The sequence below is a fragment of the Rahnella woolbedingensis genome, assembly GCF_003602095.1.
GTDB lineage: Bacteria > Pseudomonadota > Gammaproteobacteria > Enterobacterales > Enterobacteriaceae > Rahnella > Rahnella woolbedingensis.
This window is the reverse complement of record NZ_RAHH01000052.1, coordinates 1-13,085: the sequence shown is the minus strand read 5'-3', so window position 1 is coordinate 13,085 and position 13,085 is coordinate 1. Positions and strand designations below refer to the sequence as shown.

General features: G+C 50.2%; 12 protein-coding genes. 7 read left to right on the top strand and 5 right to left on the bottom strand.

The window, feature by feature from the left end; genetic code table 11:
- Window positions 1–82: 82 nt before the first annotated feature.
- The 4 genes from D6C13_RS24530 to D6C13_RS24515 are packed head-to-tail and all read right to left on the bottom strand — an operon-like array spanning window position 83 to window position 4,851.
- On the bottom strand, window positions 83–1,096 hold the full coding sequence (locus D6C13_RS24530) for a fimbrial protein (protein ID WP_120135236.1): 1,014 nt from the start codon (window positions 1,094–1,096) through the stop codon (window positions 83–85).
- Window positions 1,097–1,120: 24 nt separating this feature from the next.
- Window positions 1,121–1,795: a fimbrial biogenesis chaperone gene (locus D6C13_RS24525; protein ID WP_120135235.1), complete on the bottom strand. Its 675-nt coding sequence runs from the start codon at window positions 1,793–1,795 to the stop codon at window positions 1,121–1,123.
- On the bottom strand, window positions 1,780–4,239 hold the full coding sequence (locus D6C13_RS24520; RefSeq protein WP_120135234.1) for a fimbria/pilus outer membrane usher protein: 2,460 nt from the start codon (window positions 4,237–4,239) through the stop codon (window positions 1,780–1,782). Before D6C13_RS24520 ends, D6C13_RS24525 begins: the two co-directional genes overlap by 16 nt.
- Window positions 4,240–4,281: 42 nt before the next feature.
- The gene (locus D6C13_RS24515; protein WP_147408206.1) at window positions 4,282–4,851 is read right to left on the bottom strand and encodes a fimbrial protein; all 570 of its coding nucleotides are present in this window, start codon (window positions 4,849–4,851) and stop codon (window positions 4,282–4,284) included.
- Window positions 4,852–5,382: 531 nt separating this feature from the next.
- Here D6C13_RS24515 and D6C13_RS24510 point away from each other — a divergent pair.
- From D6C13_RS24510 to D6C13_RS24480, 7 genes are all read left to right on the top strand, one after another.
- On the top strand, window positions 5,383–5,919 hold the full coding sequence (locus D6C13_RS24510; RefSeq protein WP_425272754.1) for a fimbrial protein: 537 nt from the start codon (window positions 5,383–5,385) through the stop codon (window positions 5,917–5,919).
- Window positions 5,920–6,071: 152 nt separating this feature from the next.
- Window positions 6,072–6,758 carry a fimbrial biogenesis chaperone gene (locus D6C13_RS24505; protein WP_120135231.1) on the top strand — a complete coding sequence of 229 codons (687 nt, stop codon included), beginning with the start codon at window positions 6,072–6,074 and terminating at the stop codon, window positions 6,756–6,758.
- Between the two features lie 83 nt (window positions 6,759–6,841).
- Complete coding sequence (locus tag D6C13_RS24500) at window positions 6,842–9,433, top strand: fimbrial biogenesis usher protein (protein WP_120135230.1); 2,592 nt, start codon at window positions 6,842–6,844, stop codon at window positions 9,431–9,433.
- A gap of 37 nt (window positions 9,434–9,470) precedes the next feature.
- Window positions 9,471–10,508: a fimbrial protein gene (locus D6C13_RS24495; RefSeq protein ID WP_120135229.1), complete on the top strand. Its 1,038-nt coding sequence runs from the start codon at window positions 9,471–9,473 to the stop codon at window positions 10,506–10,508.
- Window positions 10,509–10,519: 11 nt separating this feature from the next.
- Window positions 10,520–11,056, top strand: coding sequence for a fimbrial protein (locus D6C13_RS24490; RefSeq protein WP_120135228.1), 537 nt, complete (start codon window positions 10,520–10,522; stop codon window positions 11,054–11,056).
- A gap of 10 nt (window positions 11,057–11,066) precedes the next feature.
- Complete coding sequence (locus tag D6C13_RS24485) at window positions 11,067–11,597, top strand: fimbrial protein (protein ID WP_244212794.1); 531 nt, start codon at window positions 11,067–11,069, stop codon at window positions 11,595–11,597.
- Complete coding sequence (locus D6C13_RS24480) at window positions 11,590–12,324, top strand: fimbrial biogenesis chaperone (protein WP_120135227.1); 735 nt, start codon at window positions 11,590–11,592, stop codon at window positions 12,322–12,324. The genes D6C13_RS24485 and D6C13_RS24480 overlap by 8 nt, the downstream gene beginning before the upstream one ends.
- Here the strand turns inward: D6C13_RS24480 and D6C13_RS24475 are convergent.
- The gene (locus D6C13_RS24475; RefSeq protein ID WP_120135226.1) at window positions 12,315–12,554 is read right to left on the bottom strand and encodes a type 2 periplasmic-binding domain-containing protein; all 240 of its coding nucleotides are present in this window, start codon (window positions 12,552–12,554) and stop codon (window positions 12,315–12,317) included. The genes D6C13_RS24480 and D6C13_RS24475 overlap by 10 nt on opposite strands.
- Window positions 12,555–13,085: the final 531 nt, after the last annotated feature.

Genomic DNA, 13,085 nt, shown 5'->3' with positions numbered 1-13,085 from the left:
ATGCCAGAAAGTGTACGGATTGCCTGAGGGAGTCAGCGACGAGGGGAGCTTTTATCTAAATCCGATTTATTCAACAAAGCCGCTATTTATATGAAAGAAGAATGGTTGCCGCCGCCGAATAACTTCCTGCCTCCGGAATAGCATGCTCGCCAGAATTAGTGGGGTAAGCTTTTAAATGCAGCGTAGTGCTGGATTTATCCGCCTTGACATTAACATCCCCGGCGAAGGAATCTGGCGAGATAATCTTCCCTTCATCGTCGGTGACAATAACGGAAACATCCGGGCGAGTTGAGGCAAAACCCTGTTGCTGAGCATCCTTATTGCCTGTTAGCGTGACATCAACATCCGCATTGCTGAAATTACAATCAAACGTCAAATCCAGCGACCTTGGCGTATAGGATTTCGGTGGCAGCGGATAATTTTGTCCTCTGAATTGTCCTTGTCGAATATTCTGGCCGAGATCAACCGTAATTACCCCGCCGGGCCGGACAGTGCAGGCATCCGGGACTGACAATTCAAGGTCAAGATTAATCACGACGACCGGCGGATCGGCCTGGTTGACCGCCGAAGCGCTGCGGCTCAGATAAACCCGACCCACAACGCCATGAAAGGAAAGATTGCCAATAAAGGGTTTGGTAATAATGAGGTCTATCCTGGTCTGAATAGCGCTTTTGGTGGATTTATTCGACTCATCGCAGGGCGAGGTAAATTGCGATGTGATGCCGGAAAACGGAATAGAATAATAATTTCCGCCCGAGGTATTGGTGTAGATAAATGAGTTCACGCCGGCTTTAAATTCAGGCGTAATTTGTAAATAATTGGCGCTCGCACTCGGAAAATCTGACACCCCTGACCAGTATAAAAAGGCATAACCGGTCTTATCTGCACATTCGCAACTGTAGGTAAATGATTTCCCCACGTTTTGAGCTGATCCCTGATATACAACGCTGCCCGCCACATTTTTCTTCGTTGAAATAGTTTTTTCGGCATTGTACGTCGTGACAGTCGGCGTCCCTGAAGCGGAATAACACGCGCGATCCGAATATGCATGGCACTGAAATGAACAAAACAGCAAAATGACCAAAAGTGCTTTCATGGTGACGTCCCTCTCAGCGAGATATTATTGCACCGGCAGCGTAATACTGCGCGCCGCGCCGGTGTCTTCGAGGTAACGCACCGTGACAGAAGAAGCAGGGGCAGCAAACACCACATCTGCTGAACTCATCGGTGCAAAGGTGCCGAGTGCTGTTTTACTCACCGTTTTTCCGCCACTGGTAAGAGTCGTGACAGCGAAATAATATGGCGTAGGATTTTTGAAATGTAATCCGTGCGACGTTTTGCTCACTTCAATTTTTTGCTCGGCGCCCCGCCTTGCCGCGAATAAAGACGCAGGGCGGACCAGTACTTTGATTTTCGTTCTGACCGCCAGTAAAAACTGGCTCTTGCCGTTATCTTTCGGCTTAGGGGGAATTTCCTGCACGTTCAAATAATAGAGCTGCTCTTTGTTATCTGGATTGCCGAAGGAAAGCAGCCGCAACACCACCTGCTTTTTGGCATCTACGCTTGATAAACCCGGTGTCACCACCAGCATTTTTCCCGGATCCTGTCCTTCCGGCGTTTCAACCCAGGCCTGCATACCATAGCGACTGGAAGACCCGTTAATCACTTCCACGGAAGATGATGACGCTGCCTGCAAAATAACCCGGGTGTTACTGAGCGATAATGCGGCTTGCGAAGGTGGAGCCGACAACATCAAACCACCGGCAATAAGAGAAAGGATCAATCTTTTAGGCATGTCAGTTTTCCTGCATCGATAAAGTTATTGGATTCATTTTGATTGCTTCTGAACAGACTCGCAGAAAGTGTGTAATGGCACACGCCATCTGTTTCCGTGATGGCCACGTTTTTGTTCTGCTGTTGTGAAGAAACGGCTTTTTGCAGCAACACGCCCCCACCGTTGCCGGTAAAAATAACCTCACCGCTGTCGCCACGTTTGAGTTCGGTGCCAAATGCCAGAGGTTGTCCGTCGCTGCCGAGCAGCAAGGCGCGAATAAAGATGACTTTCTTACCGCTGAAATGGACTTTGGTTAATTCGCCACGTCGTGGCCTGAGGGAGATCTGATTTTGAGCAAGGAGGATATTGTTGCTGAGGCTGCCGGTGTCCGCCGTTATATCCTGGCTGTCGAAATTGTCATTCAGCGGCACCAACGCATACCCATCAGATTGCAGCGCAACGCCATTCACGCTGCCTTTGTTCACTCCACTCATTTCCACTACTGCAAGTGTCTGAGCCTGGCTGTTGCTCAATATGATATGATGGTCGGCCAGCGCCAGAGTGCCATTCACCGAGCCGGAAACATAAGCCGTCTGGCTGGAAAGTGTCGATGAAACCTGTGAACTGTAGCGGTCATTTTCCCGGTTATAAGCTCCGCTGAAAGAGGTGTCGTTATTTTTCATATTCCGCGAGGCCGCTACAGAATAAGAGTCTGACTGATGATAACTGTTAAAACCCACCTCGGTGGCATCGCTGTAGCGGTCATAGTTGTAGCGGGTATAAACACTTTTCCCCTGGTTCCCCAGCGGGATGTTCAGGGAAAAGGAAATGCTTTCATTGCTGGCAAAGTGTTGTGTGTACGATTTCGCCACAGACAGGTTGTAACCGAAATAACTGGCGTACCCACCGTAACTGAGTGAGTAAGTATCAGTGGCTGGTGAGCCTGACCAGTAATTGCTGTGCATCATATTTAGCGCGACCTGATCCCCGCCCCAGGGAACCGGCGAGATTAAGGTTGCGGTGAAGCGGTTACGCAAGGATCCGTTGCGGGAAACATCCGTGCGCCGAGCCTGCATGGCGTCATTAAACGACAAGTAATGTCGACTGGAATACCGGTAACCAGCCAGTTGCAGATTGAATCCATTATTCAGGTATTTCGCATAATTAAGGCTGTAACTCTGCCCCTGTAAGGTCTTTTTCCTCTCCGTGAAATCTGAACCCGACACCGACAGCCCAAGCGCCCCAAGGCTTTGCAAAGGAAATGCGCCACCCAACGTTAGATTTTTATAATCAGCAGAAATAATGCTGTTCACGCTGGAGGTAAATCCGTCAAAACCGTGCGAATAATCTGCGGAAATAAAAGTGTCAGCACTGCTGTTATCGCTGTAACGATACCGCCCGCCGTTCAGTTCATAGCTGTAAGTACCGGGCGTCAACAGGCCAGGTACCACGGTATTTTCGTAGTAAAACGTGTTTTGTGTGCCGTCAGCGCCTTTAACCACCACGCGCAATGTCTGGTTAGATAATCCCTGGATCTCATCAATCACAAAGTGCCCGGCGGCCACCGTTTTCGTAAACAGCATACGTTTGCCCTGATACACCTCGACGGTGGAATTAGTGCGGGCATAACCAGTGATATTGGGCGTGTAATAGCGTTCATGGCGGCTGCGCAGATCATCGACACTGTAGATCCGCACGCCATAGAAATTGAAACCTTCGGCATACCTGCTATTGGTGTAAGTTTCACCCGCCGATATTTCGCTTTGAACCGCCGGTAATAAATGCGAAATGCTGAAATTATCAACATCAATATTGGCATTAATGACGTCTGAACTGGAGACATCCACATCGACTGGAAAGGAGTCCATCGCCAATCGGATATGGCTGTTTAGCGGCAATGCGGTGTCGGAGGTGTGGTCATTGCGGTTCAGGAAATAATTCGGGCTCATATTATAATTCACCATCAGCCCGTTGAGAGGTTCTGCTAAAGGTTGTCCCGCCTGACTCTGCGCGCGGATCAGATCAGTATCATGAAACCAGACCGACAGTGTGGAAGCATCCTTATCTTCAGAGACGCTATATTTGGCCGAGTGAAAATCCAGATAACCGGCCTTATGTAATTCATCACGCATTTCTTCGGTAAGCAAGCCGGACAACGCTTCCTGATAAAAGGACTCACTAAATAACAAATGTTCTCCTTCGCGGGAGAAATAATAGTTCCCAACCGTCACGCTATTAATTTGCACAGAGTAAATCATCTTTCCGTTGATGCCTTTATTCAGAGCTTTCTCTACTGCTCCACGATTAAAATTACCTGTAATAAACTCAGTGCTGAATTGTTGTTCATCGCCAGCATACGCAATCAGGCTGCTAAAAATACCGACAAGCAGAATAAAGAAACGCATGACGATTTCTCGCTGGCAAAAGCTGTTTATCAAAAGCGAATATTGATTAAAGGTGGTCATCCCGCGACCACCTTGTTGTCATCGGTCTGCCGGATGACGTTATTACAAATAGGCCACCGTATAAGACACCGCACCGCCGATCACCCCGGCGCTCAGGGTTCCGCTTAATGCGTAAGGTTGCGCAACGAAATTCACATTGCCGTTGGCATCAAGGTCCGCACTTCCGGCAGTCAGCGCCACACCGCCTTTGTTAATCACCGAATCCCCACTTGCCAGAGTGAATCTAATCCCGGCATTGGTCACAAGACTGTCAGCAGTGGTTAATACGTCGGTATTGGTCGCATCAGTCTGATTGGCAATAATCGCTACGGTTGCATCGGTATTAGCTGCAACAGGTACATCACAAGTGGCGGGATCAGGCACTAAAGAAATATTTTTAGCAGTACCAAAGACATCCGGAGTACCTGGTGCATCAGACGCTTTATAGGTGCCCATGTCCACGATACCGGTTGGCGTTACCACACCATCCACGGCGACGTTAAAATCACATGTTGACGAAGAAATAGCACCGGTGAAATTAATAATACCGGTATTAGCGGAAGCAGAAAATGCAGCCGCAGAAAGCATGGCAGCAGAAATAGCCGTCATCAGCATGACCTTTTTATTCATCATAATCTCCCTTAGAATTTATATTGATTTAGAATCCCCGTACTTTGGGTAAAAAAAGTCTACCTACCCTACCCCACCCCGACAACTTAGCATTTTCACAAAGCGATATTACGAAGGTCGCATATTGACATAAAGCATTGTTTTAAATAATATTTTATGTATTTTAACATGTATTTATAACAAAGTAGTAATTTACCGCATCGGCAATGATTCCATAAATTACATTGTATAATCCATTAGTTACACTCTTTAAAATGACTGCATTAACAATTCGAATTATTTAAATATGCTGTTTTAACCCCTCGTATCAGGCGGTTAGAGGTCGTTAATGAGTGGTTGTTTATTCGAATTTCCAGACCGCCTTGTTTTATGAGTCCATGGCCATTAACATTCATTTCGAGATGACTGTCGGATAAATTTTGTTTTAAACAGCAGATATACCTACTTGTTTATTCCGGCGTTTCATGCCGGCGAAGTCATTATATTGTCAGCACGACAACTCATCGTTTTATATATCAAGGAGCAGTGATGAAATTGGATAAAGTTGCCTATTCGTTGGCTATTTCTCTGGCACTCGCAAGTGCCGGTGCGATTGCAGATACTACCACCGTATCAGGTGGAACCATTAATTTTGAAGGTAAGGTTGTGAACGCTGCGTGCTCTGTAGCGGCTGATTCTGTTAATCAGACCATCACGCTGGACGACGTTAAGGTGTCCAAACTCGCGACCTCTGGCGAAGCCGCCGGCCAGCCAGTGCCTTTTCAGATTGTCATCGCTGATTGCGACACCACCGTAATGCAGAACGTTTCCGTTTCGTTCAACGGCCAGTCTGATGTGTCTTCAACCGGCGCGCTGGCTAACACCGCTGGCGCGGGTGCTGCCACCAACGTTGCACTGCAACTGTACGGCCCGGACGGCCAGACTCTGGCGCTGGGTGTTGAATCTTCCACCGTGCCACTGATCGGCGAGCAAAACACCGTGCCATTCAGCGTTGATTACATCGCCACCAGCGATGCAGCAACCGCAGGCACCGTGGCAGCCACCGCCACATTCAGCATGAACTATTCATAACAGCCAACACAGTGTTCTTCCGCCAGACGCGGAGGAACACTGATTGTCGGTGAGAAAAGCAAGTTGTCTGCGGGCAAAAATAAGGTCCGAAATAACGTCGAATTAAAGGTTAACTACGTATGAATGCCAGTGAAATAAAAGACAGGAAACTAATGTTAAACCGGAAAGTGATCAGCAGGCTGACCACCGGTTTACTGGCAGGAATGCTGATGTCTTCTGCGTTGGCCGGAGGGGTTTCTCTCGGTGGCACGCGGGTGATTTATCAGGAGAGTGCTCGCGAGGCGACCTTATCTCTGTCCAATACTTCTGATAATAATCTTTATTTAATTCAGTCGTGGATTACGCAGGCCAACGGCGCGAAATCCACGGATTTTGTCCTGACACCGCCGCTGTTTACCCTGAAGCCGCATAAAGAAAATAGTTTGCGTATCATGTATACCGGGCCAGCATTGCCGGCAGACCGCGAAACTGTTTTTTATCTCAACAGCAAAGCCATTCCCTCCGTTAAAAAGAAAGATATCAGCGGAAATACCCTGCAAATTGCCACGCAAAGCGTGATTAAAGTCTTTATGCGCCCGGCTGATTTGCCGTCAACGTCGCTGGATGCGCCAAAGCATCTGACCTGCAAAGTGGCCGCCGGAAATGTCACGGTGACCAACCCCTCTCCTTACTATGTCACGCTGGTGGGTTTCACCGTTGGCGGGAAAAAGTTGCCTAACTCGATGGTATCACCGAAGAGTTCACTCAGCGTTGCGGTTCCCGCTCAGGGTTCTGGCACGGTCATTTTCCAGACTGTCAATGATTACGGCGCGAATACCGCCCGGCAGTCCTGCGGTTAAACCGCGTCAGAAAAGAAGCTTTTGCCGGGAATTTTGCCGGAATGGCCTTATGGATAAGCGAATAAAAAAGGATTTCACCACCAATGCTGACTGTTAAATATCCACTCTCGGCGTTGGCTGCATTAATTGCATTTTATTCAGTGAACGCCAGTGCAGAAGAATATTTTAACCCTGCCTTTTTATCCGGCGATACAGCGGCTGTGGCCGACTTATCCCGTTTTGAAGGCGGGGCGCAGGCTCCCGGAACCTACCGGGTGGATACTTATCTCAACGATACGTTTCAGTCGCGAAAGGATATTCAGTTTCTGCCAGCGTCAGCCACTTCTGCCGTCACCACGGATGATACCGGCCTGATCCCCTGCCTGACGCCCGCCATGCTGACAAAGATGCGCGTAAACACGCAAAACCTGCCCGCGCTGAAAAACGTCAAACCAGACGCCTGTCTGGAATTGCCTTCGGTGGTCAAAGGCAGCACCACCCGCTTTGATTTCGAAAACTTGCGCCTGGATATCTCGGTTCCTCAGGCGATGATGATGAATTCCGCACGCGGTTATATTCCTCCTTCGCAGTGGGATGAAGGCATTAACGCATTAATGCTGAATTACAACTTCACCGGCTCGAACAGCGATGATGGCAACGGCTCGGATTCCAAAGATTTCTTTTTGGGGTTAAACAGCGGGGTGAATGTCGGGGCGTGGCGGCTGCGGGATTATTCCACCTGGAGCTACAACAGCAACCGGCTGCACGATAAAAGCCAAATCCAGCATATTAATACCTGGGTTGAGCGGGCGATTGTTCCTCTGCGCAGCGAACTAGTGATGGGCGACAGCACCACGCCGTCGGATGTCTTCGACAGCCTCGGGTTTCGCGGCGTGCAGCTGGCCTCAGACGATAATATGTTGCCCGACAGCTTGCGCGGATTTGCGCCGACCATTCGCGGGATTGCCCACAGCCATGCGCGCGTCACCATCCGGCAAAACAGCTACATCATTTACCAGAGCTACGTCCCGCCCGGTGCCTTTACGATAAATGATTTGTTTCCGACCTCTTCAAGCGGGGATCTGGTGGTGGAAGTCAAAGAATCTGACGGCAGTCTGGATATTTACACCGTGCCCTACTCTTCCGTACCGGTATTGCAGCGTGAAGGTCATCTGAAGTACTCCGTCACCGCCGGGAAATATCGCAGCAACTCCGATCAGCAGGAAGAAGTGGGTTTCGCGCAGTCAACGGCTATATGGGGGCTGCCCGCCGGGTTCACCGCCTATGGTGGATTTCAGGCGGCGCAGCATTACAAGGCGCTGGCGCTCGGCACCGGTGTAAATATTGGCGAGTTTGGCGCGCTGTCGTTTGATGTCACGCAGGCCACCAGCGAACTGGCGGATGAAAGCACTCACCGCGGTTCGTCACTGCGATTTTTATACAGCAAATCGCTGCAAAACATGGGAACCAGCTTCCAGCTGATCGGCTATCGCTACTCAACGGAAGGTTTTTACACCCTGGAAGACACCACCCGAAAACAAATGAAAGGCTTTGCGGACAATGACCTGGATGAAGAAGGTCATGAGCACATTCCTGAAGCCATCACCGACTATTACAACCTGCACAACACCAAGCGTGACAAAATCCAGCTCAACGTCTCACAGCAGCTGGGTACGAACGGCTCCCTGTACATCAGCGGCAGCCGTCAGAGTTACTGGGGTTCCGATGAACTCAACACGCTGCTGCAAACCGGCTACAGTGGGAATCTTTACGGCGTCTCCTGGACGCTGAACTACAGCTACAACAAAATTCCGGGTATGAATGACGCCGATCAACGGGTGGCAATTGGGATTTCTATTCCGCTGAGTCAGTGGTTGTTCCCGTCCAGTGACATCACTCACCAGAGCCACAGCGCCTATGCCAGCACCAGTATCAGCACCGATATGCGCGGAAACACCACGGAAAGCGCCGGTATCAACGGCACATTGCTGGAAGACGATAACCTCAGTTACAGCGTTCAGCAGGGTTACCAGAATAACGGCGGCGGTTCTAACGGCGCGGTCAGCGCGGATTACAACGGCTCTTGGGGCAATGCGAATGTCGGCTACAACTACAGCAACGGCAGCGGTTACCAGCAGGTGAACTACGGAATGAGCGGCGCGGTCGTCGCTCACCGCAACGGCATCACGCTCTCTCAGCCGCTGGGCGATACCAATGTGCTGATTGCCGCCCCCGGTGCGGGCGATGTGAAAGTCGAAGATAGCTCCGGGATCCGCACCGACTGGCGCGGCTACGCCATTGTGCCTTACGCCACTACCTACCGCATGAACCGAGTGGCGCTCGAGACCACGTCGCTGCCTGAAAACGTCGATCTTGATGAAACCGTGGTCAGCGTAGTACCGACGCGCGGTGCACTGGTGCGCGCCAAATTCAGCACCCATATCGGCGCCCGCGTGCTTATCACCCTCACCCATGCGGGCAACGTCGTTCCCTTTGGCGCTCTGGTGACCACAGAAGACGGCAACAGCAGCATTGTTGGCGATGACGGACAAGTTTATCTGTCCGGGCTGGCGGATCGCGGAAAACTTACCGTCAGCTGGGGTAAAGCCGCCTCGCAGCAATGCGTGGCGCAATATTCTCTCGTGCCAGACGCCGCCAGCCATGCGATCACTAAACTCACGAGAGCCTGTGGATGATGAATAGGGTCTCATTTATTAAAGCAGGGGAAATGAAATGTCGATAACTAAAAGGCTGGGATGCTGTCTTGCCATAATGACAGGTCTGTTGCTTTCAGCTTACGCGGCAAATGCGGCGACTCTTCAATGCTATCGTTCTGCTGCCAAAGACAGTAATTCCTGGAACCATGACTTTGGTAATATGCTGATATCCGACACCGACAATGTCAGCGGTGTAATCAAAAATAATATTGCCTCCTTTAATATGACCGGCAGTGCCAAATTATGGTGCGATTGTTCTTCCTCGGCAAAACTGTACTTTTCCGCATCGATGAATGCGCCAGAGAACGGTGACGGCTGGTATACCATTGATAATTATATGGATGCCAAAATCTCCATCAACATCAATGGATCTTATTTAGACATTCCTTATCAGGATGCCAGTACTGGATCTAAATCAGGCTCCTACTGCAACAAGCAAAACACCATTGGCGGAATACCCACCGGGGGAGCCGGCAGACTCAGCCTTAAAATTACCCATCCTTTTACCGGTCAAGTACTTCTTCCGCAGCAGGTGATTGCTCAGGAATGTATTACGTCGGGCAAAACCGGCGTAGCCTGCACGCCAGCTAATGCGGCTTATACATACAGCTTCACCGGTAATGTGGTGGCACCGCAGAATTGCACCGTGAACGCAGGCACACAATTAGTGGTGAATCTGGGTACGCTTTATTCTGAAGACTTTAAAACAAAAGGCCAGAAGCCCAATAATTACACCGAGAAAACCTTTGTTGTTCCCATTCAGTGTAATGGCATTGATGCCGCTGCGAATCTCACCCTGCGTATACAAGGGACGGCGTCCACCGGTGTCACTGAAGCCCTGCAATCCGATAACAGCGATGTCGGCGTGGTTATCACTAACGAAACCGGTGATCCGCTGATCCCTAATGACGTGAACAGCCATATTTCATTCGATTTAGACGACAGTTTTAAATCCAATGTTACCTTGCACGCCTATCCGGTGGGAACCACCGGCAATGCACCGGCCGAAGGCACCTTCACTACGCTGGCCTATTTGCGAGTCGACTTTGCATGAGGACGTCAAACATGAAGATTTTACGCGGTTATCCGTTGCTGTTAGGCACGCTGCTGGTACTGGCCTCTGCTCCGGCGCTGGCCGACGGCTACAACCTGCAACTGACCGGCACCATTTTGTCGCGAACCTGTGAAGTCGACAGCAGCAGCCAGAAACAGACCGTCGAAATCGGCGAGTTCTCAGTTTACGATTTTGCTACATCGGGCAGCGTCAGCAGGCCAAAAGGTTTTGATATCATCCTGAAAGATTGCGGTTCGGCAGCGACCGGCGCGGTGCTGAGTTTTACCGGCACCAGCGATGCGGCAGATCCTGCCTTGCTGGCGCTGAGTGACACCGGCGGCGCAGGCGCAATGGCCAGCGGCATCGCGGTGCAAATCCTCAACGATACCCAGCAGTCGCTCGACTTAAACAGCGCTTCGCCCCCCACTTACACACTGGTTCCGGGCGACAACACGCTCTCATTTTATCTGCGCTACAAATCCACACAGGACGTCGTGACTGCGGGTAACGCCACGGCAGTGATGTATTTCGACCTGCAATACCAATAAGAAGATTTCGATGAAAGATAAACAACCGACACGCATAGCCGTGCTGATGGCAATGACGCTGTGGGCTGGAAATGCGTTAGCTCACGACGGGGAAATCAACATCAGCGGAAAAATCGTAGATAAAACCTGCACCGTTTCGGCAGACTCGACACAGATTCTGGTCAGTCTTGGCAGCGTTGCCAGCAAGCAGTTTGCCCGTCCCGGCGACGGCACGCGCTATGAGCCGTTTTCACTGCATCTGGAGAAATGCGGCTCCACCGCCAGCCATGTCAGCGTGACGTTCACCGGCACGCCGGACAGCCATGACCCTGCTCTGCTGACCCTGACGCAGGAAGCAGGCAGCGCCACCGGAATGGGTATCGCGCTCTATGACAGCAACAAAAATCAGATCCGGATGATGCAGACTGAGGCAGGCACAGATTTGGTGCCTCATGAAGCTACCGTCACGTTGAATTTTTATGCCCGTTATCTTGCCAACGGCGATGTGGTTTCCGCCGGAGAAGCCAACGCCGCAACGACATTTGTGCTCAATTATGCGTAGTGTATGTCTGTTGCTCCTGGCGTTACTTTGCGTCAGTTCTGCCGTGCAGGCGGGCGTGGTGATTGGCGGAACCCGCGTTGTCTATGGGGAAAATAAGAGTGGGAAACAATCTGGTGTTTCGCTGTCATTACGTAACAACAGCGATTTTCCGTGGCTGATAAAAAGCCTGGTCAGCTCAGGCGGGGTGTGGCCCGGCACGGTCAAATCAAATGAAAAATCGCCGTTTATCATCACGCCACCCCTGTTTGTCCTGAAAGGCGGAAGGGAAAGTGCGGTGCGCATTATCAACTTGCAGGATGACCTGCCGCAGGACCGGGAAAGTTTGTTTACCCTGACTATCGCGTCTATTCCCTCCGGTAAAATGTCCGGCAACAGCGTACAAATCGCCGTGCGTTCACAGCTGAAACTACTGTATCGTCCGGCCTCACTGAAGGGAAATGTCAAAGAGGCTTATCAGAAGCTGCGCTGGAAACGAACCGCTAAACGGCTGATTATCGAAAACCCGACACCCTATTACGTCACCTTGTTTGATGTACAGATTAACGGCCATCCGATACGCAATGCCGGAATGGTCGCCCCCTTTAGCAAGCGCGAAACCGCCTGGTGCCAGCAAAAAAATGCCGCATGCCCGATAAGCTGGAAGTCCATTAACGATTATGGAGGCATCACACCGGCAGTCTCATTGCGTGCCGGTGACACATGGGGCGCGATAAAACCTCAATCCTGAGGAGCGGTCACTTTCTGGATTTCCGCCACTAACTGCCGGAAGCTATCATTTTTAGCGAAGGAATGATGGTTGTGAACGTAGCATTCAAAATTCATCTGCATTTCGACAGGTAACGATAAGTTTTTCACCGGTAAAAGCGGTTCCACTTTACGCCCGATCAGTTCCGGCAGCAGAATGATCAAATCGCTGAAGGCACATAATGCTGCCACATTCAGGGAGCTGCTCGGCATGAAGTCCCACGAGGTGTCATTACTCAAAGCTGGTTTATCAGTAAAATCGTGAATGGATGATGAGTATCATTAAGGAATCAGGCACCAGTCATTGCCTGCATTATCTGAGAATGTCCGATGAGATATGTAAAGACCCTTACGCGCCCGTATTAAAGAAGGTACGCACGATTTTGCAGTTACAGACAAACAATTTGAGGTCATAACGAGTTATTTCTCAGCACCAACGCCTGACGAAGGGTTTAATGTTATGGAATACAGCTAAATGTATTGTCTGCCTCTAGCCCCCTGCTGGCGGCTTATTAATTTTTCTGACTGTTAGTGCTACACAATACGCCATGCGGTAGCTTATAAAACGTCCGCCTCACGCCCTGAGACATTCGACAAGCTTTTATGGCTTCAGCAAGGACGAGGCTTTGTTGAATAAATAGATTTTATGCTGGTCATTCATGAAACAGACCAATTCCCATTACGTAAAATCATGCAGTTACACAACATGCTGGGTCACGAAATCTGGAGGAGTAAGCATTTTCC